The sequence below is a fragment of the Micromonospora sp. CNZ322 genome (assembly GCF_007827755.1).
In genome coordinates, this window is the sequence record NZ_VITD01000013.1 from 54,677 (window position 1) to 79,544 (window position 24,868).

The 24,868-nt window shown below is 64.8% G+C and carries 12 protein-coding genes; 9 read left to right on the forward strand and 3 right to left on the reverse strand.

All coding sequences use genetic code 11. The annotated features are described in order from the left end of the window. Positions 1-140 precede the first annotated feature (140 nt). Positions 141-6,446, forward strand: coding sequence for an NACHT domain-containing protein (locus FB453_RS25900; RefSeq protein WP_145794418.1), 6,306 nt, complete (start codon positions 141-143; stop codon positions 6,444-6,446). A gap of 4 nt (positions 6,447-6,450) precedes the next feature. Beyond that, on the forward strand, positions 6,451-7,146 hold the full coding sequence (locus tag FB453_RS25905) for a hypothetical protein (protein WP_145794421.1): 696 nt from the start codon (positions 6,451-6,453) through the stop codon (positions 7,144-7,146). A 121-nt stretch (positions 7,147-7,267) separates the two neighbouring features. Here the strand turns inward: FB453_RS25905 and FB453_RS25910 are convergent, their stop codons facing one another. Beyond that, on the reverse strand, positions 7,268-8,752 hold the full coding sequence (locus FB453_RS25910) for an ApeA N-terminal domain 1-containing protein (RefSeq protein ID WP_145794423.1): 1,485 nt from the start codon (positions 8,750-8,752) through the stop codon (positions 7,268-7,270). Positions 8,753-9,490: 738 nt separating this feature from the next. Between FB453_RS25910 and FB453_RS25915 the strand changes: the two genes are divergently transcribed. Continuing rightward, positions 9,491-13,945, forward strand: coding sequence for an AAA domain-containing protein (locus tag FB453_RS25915; RefSeq protein WP_145794425.1), 4,455 nt, complete (start codon positions 9,491-9,493; stop codon positions 13,943-13,945). 9 nt (positions 13,946-13,954) lie between these two features. Next, entirely contained in the window at positions 13,955-14,773 is an 819-nt protein-coding gene (locus FB453_RS25920) for a hypothetical protein (RefSeq protein ID WP_145794427.1), read from the forward strand. A gap of 258 nt (positions 14,774-15,031) precedes the next feature. Here the strand turns inward: FB453_RS25920 and FB453_RS25925 are convergent, their stop codons facing one another. Beyond that, a complete protein-coding gene (locus tag FB453_RS25925) occupies positions 15,032-16,891 on the reverse strand; it encodes a recombinase family protein (protein WP_145794430.1) in 1,860 nt (619 codons plus the stop codon). A gap of 1,362 nt (positions 16,892-18,253) precedes the next feature. Beyond that, entirely contained in the window at positions 18,254-19,384 is a 1,131-nt protein-coding gene (locus FB453_RS25930) for an SH3 domain-containing protein (protein ID WP_486480454.1), read from the reverse strand. 652 nt (positions 19,385-20,036) lie between these two features. Between FB453_RS25930 and FB453_RS25935 the strand changes: the two genes are divergently transcribed. The 5 genes from FB453_RS25935 (at position 20,037) to FB453_RS25955 (ending at position 24,866) form a co-directional block, all read left to right on the forward strand. Next, complete coding sequence (locus FB453_RS25935) at positions 20,037-20,603, forward strand: PadR family transcriptional regulator (protein ID WP_145794434.1); 567 nt, start codon at positions 20,037-20,039, stop codon at positions 20,601-20,603. Positions 20,604-20,626: 23 nt separating this feature from the next. Continuing rightward, positions 20,627-21,571, forward strand: a complete 945-nt coding sequence (locus tag FB453_RS25940; protein ID WP_145794436.1) for a hypothetical protein — start codon at positions 20,627-20,629, stop codon at positions 21,569-21,571. Between the two features lie 108 nt (positions 21,572-21,679). Further along, the gene (locus FB453_RS25945) at positions 21,680-22,897 is read left to right on the forward strand and encodes a peptidoglycan-binding protein (protein WP_486480455.1); all 1,218 of its coding nucleotides are present in this window, start codon (positions 21,680-21,682) and stop codon (positions 22,895-22,897) included. Beyond that, the gene (locus tag FB453_RS25950; protein ID WP_145794440.1) at positions 22,894-23,661 is read left to right on the forward strand and encodes an ABC transporter ATP-binding protein; all 768 of its coding nucleotides are present in this window, start codon (positions 22,894-22,896) and stop codon (positions 23,659-23,661) included. Before FB453_RS25945 ends, FB453_RS25950 begins: the two co-directional genes overlap by 4 nt. After that, a complete protein-coding gene (locus tag FB453_RS25955) occupies positions 23,658-24,866 on the forward strand; it encodes an ABC transporter permease (protein WP_486480456.1) in 1,209 nt (402 codons plus the stop codon). Before FB453_RS25950 ends, FB453_RS25955 begins: the two co-directional genes overlap by 4 nt. Positions 24,867-24,868: the final 2 nt, after the last annotated feature.

Genomic DNA, 24,868 nt, shown 5'->3' on the forward strand with positions numbered 1-24,868 from the left:
CGTTGGCGACAAGGCGAGTCGACCGTGTGTAATGGTGCCCGATGACGACGGACTTGCTGCGGCCAAGCCGCGACGGCGACCAGTTTCACTACGTGTGGGCTGCCCGGCAGGCGCTGAGACTGCTTGAGCCTGGCACCCGCTTGGACTCGATCTACGTCGAAGGAGTTTCGCCTAGTGACGGCGCGACCGGAAAAAGTCTCGAAGTCATTGATCTGGCCGAATACTGGGGCGCGAGTGACCCGGCCTCGGCCGATCGAGTGGTCTATCGGCAGTTAAAACACTCGACTTTACAAACAAGTACCGAATGGACCGCCTCGTTCCTGAAAGGCACTCTCGCTGGATTCGCGGAGCGATTCTCTAAGATTCTGAAAAAAGATCCGAGTCTAGGCGACCGAATTTTTTTTGAGGTTGTTTCGAACCGGCCCGCATCGCCTGGCGTCCACGCGGCCATCTCAGATCTCGCGTCGGGCCGTCCCCCTTCTGCGGTATCACGTAGCGCGGTCAGGTACATCCGGAGGGAACTCGCCGCCGTCCTAACTTCACCACAGATCGCGCAGTTCTGCCGGCAACTGCGTATCGATGACACTGCACCCGGATTGCTCCGGCTTCGACCGCTCTTCGAACAAGACCTGAATGCCCTCCTACCTGGCGCGCCCGCCGACTACGCGCTGCGGCTGAAGGAGATGGTCGGCGGCCGAGCCACGTCGCAGCACGGGGGCAATCCGCGCGTCGACAAGGTGGCCGTCCTCGCCGCGATCGGTGTGTCGGAGGAGGCGCTGCTGCCTGCGCCCAGCCTCCTGCAAACGCCTGCGACGGTCGTCCCTACTGCTCATCTCGCTACGGTGGTCGACCAGCTCAGGCACCCCGACACGAGGCCCATTTTGATTCACGCGCCTGGCGGTGTCGGCAAGTCGGTCCTGGCGCACAGTATCGGCGCTTCGCTGCCAGCCGGATCCGTGACGCTGGTCTACGACTGCTTCGGCAACGGCTCCTACCGGCTTCCGAGTAGCTGGAGGCACGAACCCAAGCGGGCGCTGGTTCAAATCGTCAATGAGTTGGCCGCTCAGGGCCTGTGTGATCCACTGATTCCCTCGGACACCGCTGGGTACGACGACTATTTCCGGGTATTCATGAAGCGGGTAGCCAACGCCGCTCAGGTTGTTGCCACTCGGGGGCCAGACACGCTGTTGGTGTTAGTGATCGACGCGGCGGACAACGCGGTGCTGGTCGCCGACGAGAACGGAACCCGTGCCTTCGCCCCTGGGCTTCTCCGGGAGCAGATGCCGCCGAACACTCGGCTCATCACGCTGTGCAGGACTGAACGTCTGCACCTTCTCACCCCGCCGGCCGGCTATCGCGCAATCGCGCTCTCGGGGTTTACTCAGGACGAGAGTGCGGCGCTGCTGCGGGCGTCGTTCCCCGACGCGGATGATCGCGATGCAGCCGAGTTCCATGCACGGACCGGCGGAAACCCTCGTGTTCAGATCACTGCGCTTGGTTCAGCGGCAAGTCTGACCGAGGTTCTCAGCCGTCTCGGTCAGGTTGGCGAAGCTGATCGTGATGTCTTCGGCGCAGTAATGCGGGAGCTGGTGGAGCAACTCAAAGATCGGCACCACCAGTCGGCTGAGATCGATCAGATTTGTGTCGGGTTAGCTGCCCTGCGTCCCATGATTCCCGTGCGAGTGCTCGCTCAGCTTGCACAGGTAGACGTTGCTCTGGTGGAGAGCTTCGTCGCCGATCTCGGCCATCCTCTGCTCATCGACGCAGGGGCCGTCCAGTTCCGGGACGAACCGACGGAAACCTGGTTCCGGGAACGTTTTCGCCCTGTTGGGGAGGGCCTCGACGACCTCCTCGGCAGGCTCAGACCGATGGCTGCCGAGGATCCCTACGCTGCTGCGTCCATTCCCGCGTTGCTGTGGGAGGCACGCCGAGTCGACGACCTGATCCGCTTGGCCCTGTCCGACGACGACCTCCCGTTCGGCGCCGTCGAGGGTGAACAGCCACGAAACCTGCAGCGCACCGAGATCGATCAGGAACGGGCGCAGTTCGCGCTTAAAGCAGCGCTACGCGAGGGCCTTGAGTTCGAGGCGGGACGGTTGGCAGTCAAGGTGGGTGCGCTCGCTGCCGGCCGTACTCGCCGGTTGGAACTCATCCGGCAGCACACCGATCTCGCTGCCGATTTCCTCGATCCCCACATCGTTGAGCAACTCGTCGCCGCCCGCAGCCTGTCCGGTAGCTGGCCCAACTCGAACCTTCCGGCTGAAGGAGCGTTGCTGTCCGGGGCTGCTGGCCGAATCCATCAGGCGCGGAACCGGCTGCGGAGTGCTCAGACCTGGATGAAGGCATGGACACAAGGCGCGCGAGAGCAGGGTGAGCGCTCAGAGGTCGGCCACAGTGACATCGCTCTGGTGGCATGGGGGCTTCTCAATACCGACGGTGCCAAGGCGTGTGCTGGTTACCTACGCCGCTGGACGCCGGAGACTGTCGCGTTTGATGCGGGCCTTATTGTCTCCCGGCGCCTCATCGACGCGGGACGGATTGCCGAGCTGGACCTGCTGGGGTCGGTGGAGGGCCCGCGGTACCTCGCAATCGCTGTTGCGCATGCGTGTGCCGAGGCAGGCCAGCAACTTGGAGTGCCGGCAGTCCGACGCGTGCTCGACGTGTTGAGATCGGAGACGAGTCGCCTGCCCTTATCGGACCGAGCAACGCACGACGTCACTGAGGCTGGCGTAGCGGACGGTGGGGTGGCAGCGGTGACATGGGCAGTCGGTTCTGGGCTGCGCTACGACCTTGTGGACAAATCCACGGCGGCCGAGATTCTCGGTCGATATCTTCCCGAGGACCTTGGATACCGTACCGGAGATCGATACGAGAGGGGCACCCTCGAACTCCTCGTTGGATTCGCTCTTCTGGCTCGCGTTCGTGGGCAGGCGTTCGATCCCGGCGCTATTGCCGGGAAGGAGGTTCGTGAAGCGAAGAGCCGTCCTGCGTACGCTTCGTCATCATCGCGAGCCCGAGCGTACGACGCCAACGTGACACCGTTGGCCGGCTGGGTTGACTTATGGGTAGACGTCCTCCTTGGAAACGACGCGGAGCTGGAGGAGCGGTATGACCAGATGGAGTCGATCTTCGACAAGTCCTTCTCCTACGATCCGCCTCACTTCTTGCTTAACAGCGTCTGTCGCACGGCGATTCGTGTCCTCGCCGTCGCCACTGGCGAGGTCCGGTGTAATCGGTTCGTTGAATTCTGTAGTGCACAGTTCGCCACCTTGGCTCGTGCCACGTTGACGCAGGTCGTTCGCGTCAGCGCTGGGCATCCTTATCTGCACGGCGTCAGCGTCGAGATCGCAACCGCGCTCCGAACCTCGATGGACGAGACGCGCGCCGAAGCCAGTTACATCATCGATGGGCTGATCATGCTGGCTCGTGCAACGTACCGGCTTGGAGACGCTGAGGCCCGCGCGCATTTCGAGCAGGCTGTGGCGGTCGCTGATCGCGTGGGTGATGACGCTCATGCTCGCTGGACCATGCTGTTGCAGATGGCGGACGCAGCCAGCGCTGCAGGCCGCGACCAACCCGAACGCGCCTACCGTCTGGCTCAGGTGGCTGAGAACCTCGAGCCGTACCTTGGTGACGGCGTCGACCTCGCCGAATCGTTGCAGAGTGCGGGAAAGCTAAGCGCTAACACCGCCATCGCCATCGGATCGCGCTGGCGTGACCGGCGCATCGTCACAGTCACGGAAATGGCACGGGCTCTCGTCGCAGGAAAGGAAGCACTGCTCCGTCCGACGCCGTTGGTGGCTACGGCTCTGCTGCCCCTCGGCGACCACTGGCAGAGCATCGACATCATCACGCACGCCATGCGGCAGCACCCCGAGCAGGCGGGCACCGTGGTCAGAGTCCTGGGCGAGTTCGCGCGTGCCGTGAAGCACACGGCGGAAAGCTACCGGCAACTTGACGATATCGCCGCTGAAACGCAAATCCCGCTGGACGGAACCTGCTTCGCGCCTGACGCCCGCGCCGTAGCCGAACCTCCCACATCTTTCGTTTCCAGCCGTTGGCTAGGTGGCTCCGACACCAGTGAAATCGCTAAGCATCAGGACAGCTCCCACACCGCGTTCGACTTGACGTCGCCGGTTGGCTGGGCGGACGCGCTGGCGATCGCCAAGGACCACCAACAACACCCCGACATCCGGCTCGAAGACGTCTACGACCAGGCAGCTAAGACTCCATCCCCGCAGAAGGCCCAGATGGTCGAAGCCTTCAGCCAATGCCCACACACCAGTACCTGGGACGTCGAACGCCTGCTCGACATCGTCGGTACACCCGAACAACTCTCATTCGGACTGCGAGCAGAGATCCGAAAACTCGCTAGAGCAGCGATCGTACGGTTCTGCCGAGAAGTAGTCCTCAAAAGATGGGACCCCATCGACTTCACGAGGCTGGCCGCAGCCGCGGGAGAGCCTTCGGCCGACTACGTCGGACAAGCTCTACGCACTACAGGCACGACAGCACCACGATTCAACGCTGAGGAGGCATTCGCTCTCGCCGGCCGACTCGCCAGCCGTGTCACCTCGGAGGAGGCCGGCGTTCTGCTCGACGAGGGGTTACGTCTGTTCGCCGAGGTAGCTGATGCCGACGCTGGTGACGGCGGTTTCGAATCACTACCCCCGGCCCCGAAGTCGACCCCCCATGCGGTTGCTGGCGCGCTGTGGGCCACTCTCGCCGACGTGGACGATGCGAATCGATGGCGCGCAGCACACGGTGTGCGGCTCCTCCTTGCACTCGGCTGCCGCGACGTCACCGATCTGCTTCTCGACTTCGCCGTGGGTCGCGAGAGTCCAGCTCCGTACTTCGATGCGCGCCTGCCCTTCTACGAACGGCATGCACAGCAATGGCTGCTGCTCGCACTCGCCCGGTCTGCTCAAGACCCCGACGCCCAAGCGGCGACCGCCCAGTTCGAGCCGCTACTGCGCCACGTCCTGTTCGAAGCAGATCCCCATCTGGTGATGCAGCACAGCGCCCGGGCAACCCTGATAGCCCTCGCCAGGCAAGGCTTCATTTCAATGAGCGAGGCGGAAGCCACGGCGGTGCGGCACATCGGCTCACCCATCGCGGTCATCGAGACCACCAGTTGGCGAACCGGACGGCGGGTCGTCCACCGGCTTGCGGACATACCTACTTTGCTGCGGGATAGCGCCAATCCTGGCGCGCCGTCCGTCGGCAGCAGCAACGATGTCGGGGATCCAGAGCCTCCGACCGGCACTGGTCGCCGAGATCCACGGTTTCGGTTTTTTATGGACTTCGCTGACCACTGGTGCTCCGATCTTGGCGATGCGTTTGACATCAGCACAGGGAGCATTGAACGACTCGTCGAGGAGATTCTGCTTGACCGTTGGCACACGCCATGCCGCGGCGAGTACTCCGACGACCCCAGGCATCAGCTCAAGCTCTACAGGCGCGACAAGTACACCAGCAAGTCCGAGTACCCGTACTCGGACGACCTCGACTTCTACCTCAGCGTCCATGCCCTCTTTGAGCTAGCAGGGCGGTTGATCGCAGCGTTGCCGGTGATCAGACGCCCCGGGCAGCACGACAGCGAATGGGACGACTTCCTGCGCAGGCACGTTCCCACCCGTAAAGATGGACGCTGGCTGGCGGACCGCCGCGATGCCGCGCCCCCTATGCAGGTGCGTGAACCCGGTGATGGGCTTGCCGACGGCGGCTCCCGCGAGCAGTCGAACCAGCAGTGGAAGCAGAGCCTGAACGTTGCCGATTGTGTGGCGCGGCTGTCGCCCAGGCCCGGGTGGGTCATCGTGTGGGAGGACTCGTGGTCGGCGACCTACACCCGAACCGAAGTCGTGGATATCAGCAGCGCGCTGGTCAGCACGAAAACCGGACCAGCACTGCTGCGAGCGCTCGAAAGCGCTCCGGATGCCCACGCCTTCCGACTACCGGCCACCAATGACAGGGAATTCGAATTTGACGCCGCCGACTTCCAGATGGCCGGTTGGATCCAAGGCCCAGGGCGCCGCAGCGGGATTGACGAGCGAGACCCGCACAGCGGCACCGTCCGCTATCCGCCCCCTCGCCCTACGGCAAAGATAGCCGCCGCCTTGGCGGCCACTCCTGACCTCGATTTACGGACCTGGAGCATCGACGGAACCGCTGCCGTCCAGTCGCTGGTCTGGAACGACACCGAACGCAACAGCAGCCGGGAACGAGGCAGCATCGGCGAACGGCTTACCATCCGCACGACCGATCTAACCGAACTGCTTCGCCGCACCGGTCGCAGTCTCATCGTCGAGGTCAGAATCACTCGACGTATCGAGGCCAGCCGTGCCCACCCCGTACCCGTAGGGAGACCTGACGATGACGACACCACCACCGGCATCTGCACCAAGTACTTCCTTTTCGACGAGCACGGGGCCCGTCACGAACTCTGAACGAGTGTTCGAACTTGGAAAGCATTTGTGTGAACAGCTCGATCCCAGTGACATCCTCGGTAGGTGGATGTCGCACTACATCGCTGAGTTGATCATACGGGCGGAGTCCGCCACCGGCGAAGCGAAACAGTCAGCCGAGTCAGCCGCCGCCGAAGCGATCATGAATCTATGGGCAAACCGCGACGGCGCCGCCTGGCGAACGAAACCACTAGACGGCTTCGATCGGGTGTTTGCCACTCTCGACCGCCTCGCCCGCGAGCCCAGCAGGTGGGGCTACTTCAGGTTATTCGACGACGAATCACGTCCCACCGTTGAGCAGACACGCAACGACATCCTCCTTGCCGCGGCCTGCGACCTTGACCACCACCTACACCGCCTCGTTCGCGCCGTCGTCGCGCTCGCGGCCCGTGAAGCCGAATCCAAGAACGAGCCATGGGTCTTGGCTGGCCTAGAGTTAGCAGAGGACGATCAGTCCCGTGCCATCCGCCGCCTTCGTACCCTGCAACTTCGCGCGCGCCTGCGACTAGCTCACGCTGACACCGAGCACCAGGAGCAGATGCCAAACCTACATGACGAAGGTCCGATGCTTGATGCATTGACCGCATCGATCTCCGACGCCGCTGATGCATTCCTGCGTATTCAAAGTACGTTATCGCCAACAGCTCACAGCGCAGCAGATGACGAACGACCGGCAGACTGAACCGCTGCTCGTTCCTCTGTCGTCTACCGGCACGGCTCGTCCGCCGGATCTCGGTCGGTGTCGTGCCGCTGGCGGTTGGCTCCCTCCCATGCAACACTCTCCTCGCTTCGGAAGACGAGGCTCAGGAATCGGTTCCGGGGGCGACCAGCCATTCGCGCGCGCTCCTGGCCGTCGCACGCAGCTGTGGATGCTCCCGCACGATCTCGCGCTGTCGCTCGGCGGGCAATCCGAGCTCGTGCAGCACGTTGAGGATCACGACTGCTGTGGTCACTTCCACAATAGCGATCAGCTCATTGGTTGAGTGCGTCGGAGTTCCGCCCTTGTGCGCCAGGTCGTTCCGAGCCCGAGTGGTCCTCTTCGCCCATTGGTCTACGTCTGGCATGAGCAGCCCGACCGCTGCAGCGTCAGGACGCGCAGCGAGTGCGTATAGCCGGTCCCGCAGGGTCGGGTCGTTGCGGATAACTCCTTTGAATCTCTCTCGGTGGTCCTCGGGCGCGTGCGTCAGCATCGCTTCGCGCATTGGCTTGAACTCATCGGCGGGCATCGGACGTTCATCGATGCCGAGACACCGATGCAGCACCTCAGCTGCGCCGACCGCCGTCAACAGATTGCTCTCTACGTAGCGCGGCGGTGCGTAGCGAAGTCCCAGGATCATGTTGATCGCCAGCTGTAACCGCCCGTGGGCCTCGTACCAGCGGGGAACGACCTCCTCGAACGGGAACGATGCGCACGTAAACAACACGAGGTGGTGGTCGACAGCCTTGGCATCGTGCTTACCAAGCACGGAGGGCGAGTACAGCACATCAGCACTTCGGCGCAGCGACGGCCGGTCATCACGCGCTAGAGAGTCCGCGTTTGCCAGCTGCAGTCGCAACCAGATCACGCCGGCGGCACGGTGTGTCGCGAGCGCGATCAGATCTTGAACCAGGCTGGCCGCGCCCAGTGCGCCGCTCAAGGAGAACGGGTCCGTAGGAACGATCCGCAGGAACGCACTGTCGCGCATGCGGCCGACGGTTCCGCCCCTCCGCTGATCGAAGAACGGCAGCGTGTGCCGGTGCGAGAGGCGGAACTCAGTTCCATCGACCGTGATCGACTGGGATTCCGGCGTCTTCACGGAGATGCTTCCGCTTCCGTCTGGAGTGCCGTCGGCAACTCCCACGAAGCCCTCGAACGCCGACGAAGCTGCCCACAGCCCGAGGTCCTCGACAGACACCTCGGCCGCGGCGAACGCTGCGTCGTCCTCCCCGCTGACGTGCGCCCCGATGAGCGCCGTCGTCACCAACACCGTCTGCTTGTCTGGGCTCCGTACTCGCGCACCGAAGGTCCGCTTGCTGCTCTTCGGGACGCAAACGAGAAGGCTTATCTCGCGCTGCTCGGCCGCACCGTGGATGACGTCCCACGTCTGGTGCCCTTCGTGAACCAGAGCGACGCCAGGAGAGGGGTTCGACACGATGCGGTCTTCGAACGCGCCGATCAACGAGAGCACTATGCCGTCCTCCGGCTCGTAACGCAGCACGCCGGGGATTCGCTCGTCGGGGTCGGCGGGGAGCCACCAGAGACCTGCCCACTCGGCGGACTCGTCGAGGTTCAGAGGATCATTGGCCATGAAGTTCGCTTTCGCTGAGTAGGACGTCCTGCGTCGCGGCCTGCTCGCCAGGCGGGTCGGAGTCCAGCAGGGTAACCATCTTGAATTTCGTCCCTCGCAGCGGCGCGCAGTGGTACGCCATCTTGCCGGCGGCTTAGCCAGGGTAGTCGCGACGTCGGTGCGCATCGGCGCTACGCCGGCCTTAGGGATCGCTACCTGAGGGGTGACGTGGTTGCCGTGCTGGTGCGTATGTAGCAGCAGGGCCGTAACCAACTTCTCAATCTTCTGTGCGGGTCACGCGCTTGCGATCCCCGGTGGCTATCGCTGTATGGCCAAACACATCGTCGAATCTGCTCCACTTGCGCTGTCTTGGGATGGACCGTGGCGGAGCCCCACGCAGGCAGTCCGGCGGTCTGACCTCGTTACCGGCGCCCGCATCCTCGACCGGCTATGGGCAGCCGTCTGGTTGTCGACGACGGCAGCTGCTTGGGGTTGACTTACGGCACCCTGTTCCGCCAACGGTGCCGACTCGCCATGCTGTGGCAGGTCGTAGGTGGCCGCAACATCGAGGCCCGACATGAGGAGCAGCTTAACCGTCGGGTCCCAGCCGGCCTGTCGCGTCAAAGTGCGGCACAGCCGACGTCGACTTGCATCCTGTGCACTGTGTCGAGGCGCTAGATGTCTCACTTCCGGCAGATGGTTGCCTTCAGTAGTTGATTGCGTGCATCCTGTTGGGCTGGGCGAGCCCGAGGAGGCATAGTGCCGGACCCCGTGTCCCCGACAAGTCCTACCGTCAGACGTCTGACCCAAGGTCTAGTAGCGCACCTGCTCGCGCAGGTCAAGAGCAGCGAGCGGCCGAATCGCGACGCGATCGACGAGGCCAACACCTACTGGTTTCGTAGGCTGCCGCAAGACAACGCGCGTTCCCGCGGACCGGTCATCATGCAGGTCGCCTACCCTCCGCCACCGGAACCACCTGTACCCCCAACAGCGCTTCGTGACCTGCTAGACGGTACGGAGTACGGCAATGCCGAAGGCCCGCCACTCCAGCTCGTGACGAACTTCAGTGGGCGTGCAGCGACAGGGCCGGCAATCTCCGATTCCCTTCGGCGGGAGTACGAGGACTGGCTCGCCGTGTGGACGAAGTGGGCCGAGCAGGAGCGCCGCGTGGGGGAGCAGCGCGCCACCTACACCTACCTGGAGCGACTTCAGCGCCTGGCACAGCAACGCGGCGATGCCGAGGAGCTTGTGCTCGGTGTCGGTCTCCTTACCTCCAGCGCCGCTGGCCGCTGGGCTGTTCGGCGGCACCTGCTGGTCTGGAACGCCGCCATCGTTGAGGACCCGGCGACCGACAGCCTGCAGGTCGCCTTGTCCCTCGACCAGCGGATGAAGATCGAGGACCAAGACTTTCTCACGTCTCAGGACGGATACCGCGCCAAACCCTTCGAATCTCCTTGGTTCGATACGGGAGCGCAGCTGTACCCCTTTTCGCCGGAGGTGGTGCGCCTACTGCAGCTCTGGCGGCGCCGTTGCTGGGACCGTGCTCTTCACCTTGCTGACGACCGGTGGGAACCTCCGCTCCTCGACGAGGCCGACACGACACGGTTGACCCTCGCTCCAGCCCTGTTCCTCCGCCGCCGTGACCGCAAGGGACTGGAGCGGGTCTACCGCACCATCGCTGACAGCCTTGAGGACGCGGAATCTCCTACCCCCCTCGGGCTGGCGCAACTCGTGACCCCGATCGAGGCAACGGAACGCTGCAATTGGCTCAAGGGCTCAGGCCGGGATCGCCCGGTCAACAGCGACGACCCGCTGTTTCCTCTCGCCAGTAACCGAGAGCAGCGCAGGGTGCTGGCCAAGCTCAGCGACGACACGACCGTCGTCGTGCAGGGCCCACCAGGCACGGGTAAGACACACACGATCGCCAACCTCATCTGCGCGCTGCTCGCCGACGGCCAGAGGCTGCTCATCACGAGCCAGAAGGACCAAGCGCTGCGCGTGCTCCGCGAGAAGTTACCCGAGTCGGTGCGGCAACTGTGTGTACTCATGACGGGCATGCAACGGACAGGAACAGACGAACTTGACCGCAGCATCACCGCGCTGTCGGAGCTGTCCTCCACGATCACCGTCGACGAGCTACGTAGCGACATCACCCAACTTCGGCAACAGCGCGCCAGCCTGAGCGCTCAGCTCGAGCAGACGATCCGGGGTTTGGGCGTGATCCGCGAACAGGAGTACACGATTCACCCGCCGATCGCCGCTGGCTATGGCGGCACGCTCGCGCAAATCGTCGAACAAATCAACGCCGGCCGCGATCAGCACGGCTGGATCGAAACCCTACCCACCGGCGCCTGCGGGGATGCGCCCCTGTCGAACGACCAGGCCCAACAGTTGTGGCAGCTTCTCACCTCCGCCACACCAGAACGCGCCGCACGAGCCCAGCAGTTCATTCCCGACCCTGACCAGGTTCCACACGCCGCGGACGTCGCCGCCACGATCGCCACCATCGCTCACGCTGAGCGGATCCTCGGCGCCGACCACACCGCCACCGCCTGGTCACTCACCACCCTCGACGACGCCACCCTTGCTGAAATCCAGCGCCACGTCGCGGTTGCCACCGACGCCCTGGCATCCTGCGGCCTACCCGACGCGATCACTGACTGGGACCCCGCGGACTGGCGACGCAGAGCCGCCGAAGCGCTCCTAACCCGGCAAAGCCCGGCCTACTGGGAGGCCCTATTCGCCGAACTGCGAGAGGTGGAGCCCCACGTACGTGCCCTCACGGCGCTCAACGACTGCGACATCGACCTGGGCACTACACCCCTCACCGCAGCCCACCTCAGCCGCCTCTCGGGCCAGGCCAAGCGTCTGCGTAGGCACCTGGCCAATGGCCGACGCCTACGCCGCTACCTGCCCCCACGCGCCCAGCTCGACGCCACGGACCTACTGCAAAGCTGCACGGTTGACGGCGCCCCGCCCGCCACCACCTCAGAACTGACCGCACTGTCCACCTTCCTTCAGGCCGAAACAGCCGTCACCACGGCTCTGGAAGCATGGGCCCAGGTCGGCGTTCCGACGTTCCACGGGCCGCTACGCCGTCGAGTCGCACATCTCCACGACATCTCACACAACGCCTCGGCCCTGCGCACGCTCGCCGCCGTACGGGACACAGTGGAGCGCCTTCTACGCAGCCACGGAGTCCGCTTCGCAGTCCGCAGCCCGCAAGATTGGGACCTCCTCGTCCGCATTGGCCACAACCGAACGACTATCACCGGGGCACGGCAGGCGTCCGAAGCCATCACTGAGCTCACCAACAGAATGCAGACATGGCGCCGGAACCCAGACGTCGCCCCCGAAGCCGCCGAGCTCAGCGTTGCTCTCGGAAGCAGCGACATCGACCGTTACGCGGCCGCCCGCCGACAGCTTGATCTGGCCAGGAGCGACAAGGACGCACAACAGCGCTGCGAACAGCTGCTCCAGAGACTCTCCGCCGCCCACCCGGCACTCGCCACCCAGATCAGCGAGAACCTCAACGATCCAACCTGGGGACACCGCCTCAACGACCTCGAAGCGTCGTGGGCCTGGAGCGCAGCAGCGGCCTACCACCAGATGATCCGGCCAACAGATACCGAGCAGATCCACGAGCAGCGCATCGGCGATGTTGAACTAGAACTCAACCGCGTGACCGCAGAGCTAGCTGGTAAACAGGCTCTGCAACACTGCCTGGAACAAATAACGGAAGAACAGCGTCAAGCTCTCCAGTCCTACAAGACCAACATGGGCGCCTACGGCCGAGGGCAGGGCAAGAACAAGGACCGGTACCTCACCGCAGCGTTCGAGGCGATGAAGAACGCCCAGCAGGCCGTCCCCGCCTGGGTCATGCCCCTATCAGCCGTGATCGACACCATCACGCCACGACCCAACGCCTTTGACGTCGTCATCGTCGATGAAGCCAGCCAAGCCAGCGTCGACAACCTCTTCCTTTTGTGGCTGGCACCACGAGTCATCGTCGTCGGCGACGAGAAGCAGTGCGCACCCGGTGCCAACTACCGAAACAACGACTCCGAGGCCGTGCAAGAGAGCCTAGACCGGCACCTAGCCGACATGGCCTTGAACCTGCGCAACGGTTTCCTCCCCACCTCGAATCTCTACGAGCTCCTAGCCACCCGCTTCTCCGATGTCGTTCGACTCTCCGAACACTTCCGATGCATGCCCGAAATCATCGGATGGTCCTCTGCGCAGTTCTACGACGGCAGACTTATCCCACTCCGCCAGTTCGGGGCCGACCGCCTCGACCCCCTCAGAGTCGTACAGGTCAACGACGCCATGGAAGAGGGACAACGGGCAACCCTGCGCAACCAGGTCGAAGCCAGCGCCATCATCGATCACGTCCAAAAGATCATCGACGACCCGATGTGCCGCAACAAGACCATCGGCATCATCGCGCTGCAGAGCGGCAAACAGACTCAGATCCTTGAGAAGCTGCTCTACGAGCGCATCGACCCGGCCGACATACGCCACCGACAAATTCGAGTTGGCCAACCACCCGACTTCCAAGGCGACGAACGCGACATCGTCCTGCTGTCCATGGTCGTGACGAAGGCCAGAACGGCTCTCACCGGCCGCACCGAACAGCGTCGGTACAACGTCGCCGCCAGTCGCGCCCGCGACCAACTCTGGCTGTTCACCTCAGTGCCCCCTAACAGCCTGAACCCCACCGACCTTCGCCACTCCCTGCTGACCTACATGCTCCACCCTCCGGCGACCTTCACGCTCGATCCCGAGCTCGATGACATCACCCCCGACACCCGCACCGAACCCTTCGCCTGCCTGCTGCAGCAACGCGTCTTCCTGGAGCTGCGGCGCCGCGGCTACGCCGTAGTCCCGCACTACCCCGTCGACCACCGAGCCATCGATCTTGTCGTCGTCGGCGACAACGGCCGGCTGGCCGTCGAGTGCGACACACCGTCGCGGTACCGACAACCCGAGCAGGTCCAGCAGGAACTACACCGCGAGCGAGAACTACGCCGAGCCGGCTGGCAGTTCATCCGCATCCGAGACAGCGAATACCTGCACGACCCCGCTGCCGCCCTCGAACCACTCTGGCAGCAACTACAGCAACGAGGCATCGAACCCCGCTCACTGCCCGCAGCACCACGCCAGCAGCCACGTTGGAGACCCACAACGCTTTCCGATGACGAAGACGACCTCTAGGAGACCCGCGTGCTCGAGAGTATCGACGACAACACCCTCGATGAGATCGCCCGAATCGCTTGTGGCGGCGACGACTACCCCGTGTATCGACGTGGGGCCGAGCTGCCCAAGCTTCTCCAACAAGCCGGCTGGGAGAACGTCGCGCCCTACAACGGCGAACAGCGCCGAAGCTGGCTCACCAACCAGCTCCGTCAACGTCGAGACACACCCGGAGCCATCGACGCGCTCGTCTGCCGCCTTGCCGACCGACGTGAGTACGTTCATCGCAACGAGCCCTTGGCCGCCGCCGAGGTCACCGAGCTACTCAACAGCATCCTCGCCATCGAAGGCTTCGAGATCGCACACAGCCAGGGGCGACCCGTCACCCGGCCCTACAAGCAGCCAGAGGACCAAGAGCAACAGTCACCAGACGTCATGCTCCACGTGGCCATGGCAGACATCGTCCGCGACGCCGACCTCGCGATCGTCCTTGAAAGTCGGCTCAACGAGGCACGCATCTGCGACCGCAACGGTGCCTACGCCAGCGCGATCATCATGCTCGGCAGCCTTCTGGAAGGCGTTCTCCTCGACGCCGTCAAGGCCCGCACGCCCGACGCACAAAAGCCTCTCGACAAGTGGACCCTGCACGAGCTGATCGAGACCGCCCACCATGAAAAGTGGATACAAGCCGACGTCCGCGGTTTTGCTGGAAAACTCCGCGAATACCGCAACCTCGTGCATCCCAACGCCCAGGTGAAGATCGGCCATGCTCCAGACCGCGATACTCTCAGCATGTGTTGGCCCGTGATCAACGCAGCCCTAAACGACTTGGCAGCCACCGCAAACTGACACCGAGGCTGCGGCTGGCCGCTCGACGTACTCGACATGCCTCAAGAGATCCCGTGCGCCAGCGGGCCCCAGCCGTCGTCGGCCGGCTGACCAGCGCAGACTTCGAACGAGGGCGGTGAACCTCGTGCACTGAGCGCCGAAGAATCCGACCGCTACGGCTGCCGGCACGTCGACCGGCTGAAAGCGCGCGAAAGGCAGAAATGCTTAGCGGCGGCTCGCCGACGCCTGATTGAGCGGCCATAGGGGATAGCTGCACCTTCATCTTGGCCAGTCGATGACGGCGCGAGCCGCTGCCCGAGACATGCGGCCGCGCATCTTCAAACTGCTATTCGTGCTCACGCGCGGTGATGTGGATTCTGGGATTGAACCAATCCTGGCCGTACCGTAACCTATGGGCATGCGCACCCTGAATGGCGCACAGGTGATACGTACAAGAGTTCGAATCCCCCCTCGGACACGAACCATAACCCCACGGTGCGCGCTGAGATCCACTGCAGCGCGCACCGTTTGCGTTTCGGTCTGGTAGGTGAGCCGGAGTCCGAGTTGCCGGTAGACCTCGGCTTTGTCGTCGGGGTCGGCGTCGCGCAGGACGGTGGCGATGTCGCCGAGCGCTCGGACTAGGTCGGCGATCTGGGAGCGGCTCATCCGGCGTGGCTCTGTCTGCTGGGTCGTTTGAAGATCAGCTTCGGCTCGTGTTCGTTCGGCTTGGGTTTGGGCTATCCATCCGGTGACTAGTGCGGGATCTGCGCCGGCGTCGAGGGCGGCCCGGTACTGGGCGAGCTTTGCGTCACAAGCCGCGATCGTGGCCTGCGCTGCGGCCGTCTGTGGCGTTGTGTCCGTTGGTTGGGCGTCGCACATGGCGGTGATCGTGTGGTCGAGGTGGTCCGGGGTGAACGCGGATGCCAGCCACTCGTCGAGCGGGTCGGTGAGGGCGTCCTCGCGCAGGTAGACGTTGCGGGGGTGTTCGACCTCGTTGGCCAGGGCGTATTCCTGGGGGAAGCGGCAGCGGTAGTAGGCGGCGCCGTGGTTGTACTGGCCTTGCATGCGTCGCTGACAGACGGCGCAGTAGATCATCCCCCGGAAGACGTAGGGGTTGCGGGCGCGGCGTTGGCGCTCCTGACGGTCGACGGCTCGCGCGCGACGGGTGAGTAGGGCTTGCGCTTGCTCGAAGGTCTCGTCGTCGATCAGGGGTGGGTGGGTGATCTCCTTCGAGACCACCCACTTGTCACGCGTGTTCCAGCGCATGACGCCGGTGTGACCCAGTGCGACGTCGTCGACGTCGAGGAGGACCTCGTCGGTGCGTTGCTTGTTCCACACCTGCCGGCCCGTGTAGCGAGGGTTGGTGAGGATGACACGGATGGCGCTTTTGGACCAGGCGATGCCGCTGCGATGTCGGTTGCGGGCCCGGTCGTGTGCCGAGGGACAGGGCACATGGTTGGCGGTGAGTCCTTCGGCGATGGCGAATAGTCCATAGCCGGCGAGGAATTCGTCGAAGATCCGGCGAACAATGGGGGAGGTCTGGGCATCCGGGGTGAGCCCGCGGAGGTGTTTGCCGTCGGCGGCCTTCGCGGGGTTGGGGTGAGGACCGAGATCACGCAGGGTGTAGCCGTATGGCGGACGTCCGCCGAGGTATCGGCCTTCCAGGAGTGTCTGGGCGGCCATGGCGGTGCGCAAACGCAGCTTGATGCGGTTGCGTTCGCCCTTGCTCATACCGCCGAAGACGGACATGACAAGCTCATGTGCCTCGTTGTCGGGGGCGATGGGGCCGCCGATCTCGGGTACCCAGAGTTCGACGCCGTAGTGCGCGAAGAGTGGCACCGTGAGACCGAACTGGTTGCCGTAGAAAGCCCGGTGGGGTTCCCCCACAACGACAGCGGAGAAGCCCCGACGTGGGTTACGTAGCGCAGAGAGAAGAGTGTTGGCCTGGGTTCGGCGTTGCCAGGGCAGCGAGCGGCTCTGGCCGACGTCGAAGTACTCCGTGACGATGCGGCCGCCCTGAGGCTGGATGAGGGCTGTCGCCCGGGTGAGTTGCCACCCTCGCGACGATTCCGGATCTTGGTTGTCCTCGGTGGAGACACGGCCGTAAAAGGCGAAGGGCTTTGGTTGGGGGGAGGTCATCCGTTCTCCTGCTTCGAGTGCTCGGTGTGGCGGTCGTTGAGGCGTGTGAGCAGCTTTAGTAAGGCGGCAGCCGCCCGAGGGTTCAGCTCGGGTGGTTGGTCTGGAGCCACCACACTCTTAACCCCCGTGGATGTGCCGTCGTTGACGTTGTCAACCGTCCATGAACAGCTGTCTTCGTTAGATCGGTCAAGTTGCCTACCTGGCGCGGATGGTGGCGTCGGGCGTGATGGCCCCTCGTGTGGGTCGCTGGATGGCTGCGTCATGCGCCTCCGTCCGGCGGTCGACCTGCAAGCCGGCCGTCTCGCGTCGCCCGCGTCTCGACTTTGGTGACTCGAATCCGAGGCTCGGCCGTTGGGTGGGCGATGGCCGCGTCGGTGCAGTTGCGAGGCGACTCTGAGGCTTGGCCCCTTGATGCGTGGCTGGTTGGCCCCGTAGCGGTTGGGTGGGTTGTCATGGGTGAGTTCCTCCGGGAGCTGGGTGGCGTGCTGATTTGGCGTCAAGGCATAGAGAAGCGGCCGATGCCGTGAGGCATCGGCCGCTGGTCAAGCAGGGCGGGCGCTAGGCGTGCATGGCGATCGAGTAGGTGAACTTGCGGGATGTGCCGAGCACTGCGGTGCTGGCGTGGGTCACCGCGCTTCAGCACGAACGAGCAGTGCTCCGAGAGCACTTCGTTCACACCGAAGAGGTCGCTGGTTCGATACCAGCATCGCCCACTCTCAGTTTGTGCAGGTCAGAAGCCCGTTGCCGGAGTAGCCGGTAACGGGCTTTGCTGTATGTGCCGCTTACATTGGGAGCAGATTGGGAGCAGCGCGGTTGGCTCTGGGTTCGGACCGCCATGGGCCGGCCGGCTGTGTGACCTGATTTGCGTTCCCGAGCGGGCCTGCTGGCTAGTTGAGGAGTTGGGGCGACCGCTGCCGGTGCCGCGTGGCGATAGGGTGCCCCCGGTTATGGCTCATGGGTTGACTGGTGGCCGACGGTCCGGTGGTTGGCCCATTCGGCGGTCCACATTGCGAGGTCGTGTACCCAGGTCTCGTTGCTCTGCCGGGACTTGGCCGCCCACTTCGTTGCGTTCCGTGACGCGAAGTGGTCCAGGACCTTACGGTACGGAGAAAGTGCCGCGGGCGAAAGAGCCCGCTTGCCAGGTGACCAGCCCTCAACCCTCGGTGCGCCCACGGCACTGGGCATCGGAGACTGCGTCCGGACGTGAGGGGGGCCGCTCGCAATCAGTGGGGCCATCGCTCACGAGAGTGCCCCGACCTGATCTCCAGCCTGATCCGGCTGGCCGGTGCCCGGCACACCGGACACCGGCCAGACCGCAACGGGCGGGGAGTGAGACTCACTTTCGCCCGTTGCGGCACGGCGTCACGTGCAGCGCGTCGTCACACCGCCGGTCTGGTCGCCCACCAGATAAATGCCGGACACGTAGCCGTACCCACCGGCGACCAGTGGGAGCTTGACCCACCGGTCGTTGGTGATGCCTTCGGCAGTGACCCGCTCGCCGACCGTCCAGCACACCGCGGGATAGGTCTGGTTGGCGTAGACCTGACTGACGATGGTGCACGTGGTCCTGGCGCAACTACGGACGTTCGCCTGGGCCCAAGCCGTCACCGTGACGTTGCCGCCGGAGGAACCGGGGTTGAAAGTGACGTCGACCCAGTCGTTGTTGGTCATGCCGAGGCCGTCCCAGAAGGTGCCGTCGGCGAGATCGATGCCGGCGGGGTTCGCCACGGTCCGACCGAACTCGTCCTTGCCGTTGTTGTACCCGTTCTGGTAGGCAGCCTGGGCCTCCGGCCGTCCCTGTGGCAGATCGCGGAACGTCTCCCGGACGCTCGACGGGTTCCAGTAGTCGTCGCGGGTGTTCCACGGTCCGACGTCCCAGACCGGAGCCGTCTCACACCGGCCCTGGTAACACACCTTGACCTGGTATTCGTTCCCGCCGTTCGACGCCAGCATGCGACGCGACGGCAGGGCGACAAAGTGGTCCCGGCTCCTGATGACGTGGCCGTTCGCCGTGGTGTGGCCCACCAGTCCTTCGCGGGTGGCGAACAGCCGGACGGGGCCGTACGCGGTGGCGGCTGCCGACGCCGATTCGGCAGGTGCGGCGGCGGACTGCAACTCCAGGCCGGACACCACCGGCGTGGCGCCGTCGGCCGCTGCGGTCAGGGTGACGCGGGCTTGCAGCTTCGACACTGGTTCCGGCAGCGCCGCGATCTCGCCTGGCACGGTCGTACGCCACTCCGTCCAGCCACCGTTGACTCCGCGGCCGCGTACGTCGACCTCGACACGGGTGCTGGCGGGCACCGAAACGTCTGGTTTTGCGATCACGGCGCTGACCCACCGGCCAGCGTTCACCTCGGGGGCGGTGTAGCTGCCACTTGCGGTGGCCGGCTGACCCGACGCCCGCATGGCGGCAGCCGGCGTATAGCGGTCATCGTGGGGCTGCGGGTCGGCGAGCGTGAGACCGCGGCTCGTGCGGCGGGTGTTGTACTGCATCGCTGTCGCCTTGCTCAGATCGACCCGCCAGGAGGTGAGTGCAGAAGGCGGCGAGGTGTCGGGCCTCGGGGCGGCGGCCGCCCCGGCGGCGTCCGCGACGACGGTGGATGCGCTGACGGCAAGGACTCCGACGAACAGAGCCCTGCAGACACGCGTTAGCCCGATAGCCATGCAAAGTCCCCCATGTCCTGATGCCGCAAGCTACGAATGAAGCCGCGACAACCTTTTTCGGCGACGTGACCCCGAAGAGAATCCAAATAGGAGACTCCTCGCATCGATGGACCATAGTGCCTTCTCCGCGCCTTTGGGGGGCGCCTCAAAAGTGGGCGCGGAGCCGACAGTCCCACGCGCCGGCAGTGATGGGTGTAATCTTCCCAACGCTTGCGCGAGACGGCGAAGCTCGATACCTCGGGTGAGGGTCGTGTTGATGCCGTCGATGGCGGAATCTCTCCGCGACGCCGGCGGTGCGCCTCGGCCAGGGCGATTGCCGGAACTTCGTAGGAGTCGAGCATGGCGGGCGATCTATGATCATTAAGGTCGAGCGAGGGTTGTTCGTCCGCTGTCGTCGCCCTCCGGTCGGCGGAGGTTTGAGTGTTCGCCGGGATCGGGAACGGGGTTGCGGCGACTAGCCACTCAGTGGATACTTCTCTGCATGGCCGTGTCGGAGACACTCCTTGCCCTGATGGAACCACGCCCTCTGCACGGCTATGAGCTGCACCAACGTTATGGGTCCCTGCTCGGTCTCCGGCGGCCGTTGCGGTCCGGGCAGATCTACAGCACCCTTCAGCGGTTGCAGCGTGACGGGCTGGTCACCGCCGTTGGTGTGGAGCGCTCCGGTGGTCCGGATCGGACGCTCTTTCAGGTGACCGAGGTCGGCGCGAGTGGGCTTGAGCGTTGGTTCTTCGAGCCTGGGGGGGTGCAGCAGTACCTCCAGCCTGACCTTTACGCCAAGGTGGTTCTTGCTCTGTTGACGCAGCGAGATGCGGTCCGGGTGCTAGACGTGCAAAGAGTTGCGCACCGGGCGCTCATGCGGGAAATGACGAAGATCAAATCGTCGCCGACCTCCGGCCGACTGGAAGTGATTGCCGCGGACCTGGCGATTCTCCATCTGGATGCTGACCTCCGTTGGATTGATTCGACCGAGCGTCGACTGGCCAACCTCAGGGACGACATTGAGGGCCACGCCGCACTGATTCAAGAAGCCGACAAACTGCGATGAACGTGCACACGGGGGATCGAGAAATGCGAGCTGTATTCAAGGGTGTTCTCTTCGTTGGCACGGTGTTACTGGCCGCCGGGTGCTCCTCGGATAAGCCGTCCACGCCGGAGCCCACCGCGTCGGCGGTGAGTGAGGTGGCGGGCAAGCAGGCCCCGGCTGGCTCGATGGAGGAGATCATCAGCCTCACCGAGACCTTGCAGGATCGACGTTCGGCCGACGTTCGGCAGTGCCTTGCCGACGAAGGATTCCCGCAACAACAGCAGGCGTTCGAGATGACTGCGCAGCGCACCCCGCAGGCGCGGAGCGAGCCACTGCGGATCGACCCGCTGGAGATGGGGCCTTACACGACGGAGCAGGCGCGCCAGTACGGCATGGTCGGCTCTGTACTGCTGTTCGCCCGGACCGAGCCCGGGTTGGTCCTCTCCGAGGATGCTTCGTTCGACGCGGCCCTCGCCTCCTGCCAGAAGAAGTTCAGCAAGAAGGCGAACGGCGATGTGGACGCACTGCTGGCGCAGAGCGCCGAGCTGCAGGACGAGATCCGGCGGGGCCTCTTGGACGCTACCTCTGAGCCGATCCTCAAGCTGGTGACCGAGCGGCTCGACTGCGTTCGCAAGGCGGGCTATCCGCAGCTCGACCCGGAGAACGTGGGGAAGGCCGAGGATTTCGCCACGTTGCTGCGCGAAGCCGGTGTGCAAACTGCCGCTATCGTCCAGTCGACTTCCCCTCGGCCCAAGGTCAAGAAGGGCGAGGTCATCGTCGCCCCGCCTGCGGATCCGGGCACCTACACGCCACCGGCACCCGAGGCGGAGTTCGCCGTGGCCTATGTCACCTGCGGCGAACAGCAGGGTTTCACCAAGAAGCTGGAGCAGATGCAGGACGAGCCGCGCAAGAAGCTCACCGACCGCTACGCCGTGAAGCTGACGAGCATCTCGGCAAGCTTGCGCGACGCCGCGCGCAACGCGTCCTGATCATCGTCAACGTCTCCCTCAAAGGTGGTCCTCGTGTCTCAGCCGAGTTCCGACCCGCAGTCGAGCACCGCTCCACAGCCGCGATCTCACCGGCGCCTCGGACTGCTGTTGGCACTGACCGTCCTGGTCAGCGCCAGCAGTTCGGGTGCCACCATTCTCGTTCTCGGCGATCGGATCAACTCGCGAGCTGAAGCCGTGGCCAACGCCGAGTTTCATGCCTCTGGTCCGGTGATCGTGCCTGTCGAGCAGAAGGAGCTGAGCGAGGAGTTCAATTTTCGTGCCACCATGGACACCTCCACTCACAAGGATCTCCGTCTGACGCCTGGTATTGAGGGCGTCGTTACCAGCGTCCCGCTCAAGGCCAACAGCACGGTCCGCGCGGGCAGTGTGCTGTTGGAGGTGCAGGGTCGTCCGGTCATCGTCTTGCCCGGGCGGTTTCGTGCCTACCGCACCATCAAGGACGGCGACACCGGTCCCGACGTGGAGCAGCTCCAGGATGCGCTTCGTTCACTCGGTTATCGCAGCGCTGATCGCAAAGGCACGTACGGCTCCAGCACCCAGAACGCACTCGGACGGTTGTACCGTTCGGCCGGCTGGGAACCGCCGTACCGCGAGGAATCAGCGGCCGTCGACGAGGCGGGAGCGGATGATGCGGCCAAGGCCCGCGAAGCGGATGGCTCGGCCGCGACGAACACACCGGCTCGGCGGCGGATCATCGAGGCGCGTCAAGCGGAGCTGTTCATCGTCCCGGGCCTGCCGAGGCGGGCCGACGCGGTGTCGGTGAAGGTCGGCCAGATGGTCAACGGGAGCGCGACGGTGCTGTCCCGCTACGCCGAATCCACCCAGCTGAAGGGGAACGTGCCGATCGGCCGTTCGGATGTCGCCGTCGAGGGCACCGCGGTGCGCGTCGACGTTGGCGGCAAAGCGGTTACCGGCCGACTCGTGGCCAACACGGCAACCTCGGTGAACGCCCAGGATAGTCCCCCCGACGACGCCGACGCGGGGTCGGGCGATTCCGGCGGCGGGCTCGCCGTCACCGTGCTTCTTGACGACCGGCTGCCGCTCGGCGCCGACCGGTCCTACAAGGTGACCGTCGAGGGGAAACACACCGACGGCTCCGTGCTGGCAGTGCCCCTCATGGCGGTCAACGAGCGGCCCGACGGGACCGCCTTCGTGAGCACGCAGCAGGAGCAGGGAAAGCTTGTCGACATCGAGGTCACGCCGGGCATCCAGGCAGACGGCTGGGTAGAGATCACGCCCCGGAACGCTGACTCCTTGAGCGCCGGCACGCCAGTGATCGTGGGCGGCAAGGACGTGGATGAGTGACACTGCTTCAGCGACTAGCGGGCATCGAGGACACCGTCGAGACAATCGGGTACGGCGGTGGAGAGACCGCAGCTTTCAGGCTCACCGGCGTCAGCCGCACCTACGTGACGGACGGTCCTGCCGTCCATGCATTACTACCGTGTGATCTGTTCATCCCCATGGGCTCATACTCGGCGATTGTCGGGCCGTCCGGTTCAGGAAAGTCGACGCTGCTGAACCTGCTTGGTCTGCTCGATCAACCGTCCTCCGGGCTCTTGGAAGTCTGCGGAATCGAAACGACGACGCTGCGCCCTGCCGACCGGAGCGCAGTTCGGGCACAGGAGATCGGCATCGTCTTCCAGGCGTTTCATCTGCTCTCCGGCCGCTCCGTCACGGAGAACGTGGAGTTGGGTCTGCTCTACACCGGGACGCCTCGACGGGTCCGCCGCCGGCTCGTGGCCGAAGTGCTCGAACGTGTCGGTCTCGGGCACCGCAGCTCCGCGAACGCGCAGACGCTGTCCGGCGGTGAAAAACAGCGCGTGGCGATCGCCCGGGCCGTGATCACCAACGCGCGCATCCTGCTGTGCGACGAACCGACCGGAAGCCTGGACACCGCCAACGGAGCGGCGATCATGACGTTGCTCGCCGAGTTGAACGCTGCCGGCACCACCGTAATCGTGGTGACACACGACCAGACTGTGGCTGCGGGCGCGGACCGGGCACTGCGCGTCTCCGATGGACACGTCACGAACTCGTGGCCGTTCCCTCACCCGGTGCCGGCATGAACCGGACGGGGGCCGATCTGCGGGTGCCGGCGCGACGACGCATGTTCGTCGGCGATGTGCTGCGTGAGGCGGTTGCGTCGATGCGGGCGCAGGGTCTGAAAGCGGCGCTCGTGATCGCGGGCGTCGTGGTCGCGACCGGCACCCTCATCACGATGTCCGGGCTGTCTTCGACGTTGTCGCGTCAGGTCACCGACGAGTTCGACAGCTTCCGGGCCACCGAACTTGTGGTCAGCCAGGCGGCCGGTGCTACGCCCACCGACTTCACCGAGCCAGGCGACCTGGACCGGGTCCGCGTCATCAGCGGCGTGGTGCATGCCGGCGTGATGGATCCGCCCGGAACGTTCCTCGTCGAGCGGCCGCCATCATCGGGCATGACCGAAGTGGCGATCCAACCCGTCGACGCGGATGCCTTGCGGGCGATTCGGCCGCACCTGACGGTCGGTACGCCTTTTAACAGCCTGCACGTGCGGAGTCGGAGTCCGCTGATCATGCTGTCCGAGTCAGCCGCGCGCCGGCTGGGTGTCGCTCGTCCCGGCACGGGAGTCCGAATCGACGGGCTGATGCTCACGGTCACCGCCATCTACTCCGATGTCGATCGGCGTGATGAGGTGCTGTTGGGCGCGTTGGTCCCCCGCGGGGTGTTCGCAACGGGTGACGACTCGTCCGGCAACCAGCCGCGTGTGCTCATCGAGACCCAGTCGGGTGCGGCTGATGCGGTGCGGGAACGGGCCGCAGTTGCGCTGGCGCCCGAGGATGTTCGCGTCCTGAACGTGAGCCGGCCGCTCGACGCCAGCGGCTTCCGCCAGGGAATCGAGGGCAACGTGCGATCGCTGGCCCTCGGTGTGGTGCTCATCGCCCTCGTCATGGGCACGATCTCGATCGCATCCTCCGCCGTATCGTCGGTCCACGCACGCACGGCGGAGCTGGGGTTGCGCACCGTACTCGGCGCTCTGCGGCGGCACATCTTTATCCAGATCATGACGGAGACGCTCGCGCTCGGCCTGGTCGGTGCCTTGATCGGCGTGTACACCGGCGTGGCAGTCGTCGTGGGGATCTCGACCTGGAACGGATGGGAGCCCGTCCTCACTCTCGCGGCAATCGGCTTCGCTCTGTTGGCCGGAGCCGCCGCAGGCATCGTCGCCGGGCTCCCGCCGGCCTGGCGTGCCGTTCGTCTCCAACCGGTGGATGCCTTACGACGCCAGTAACG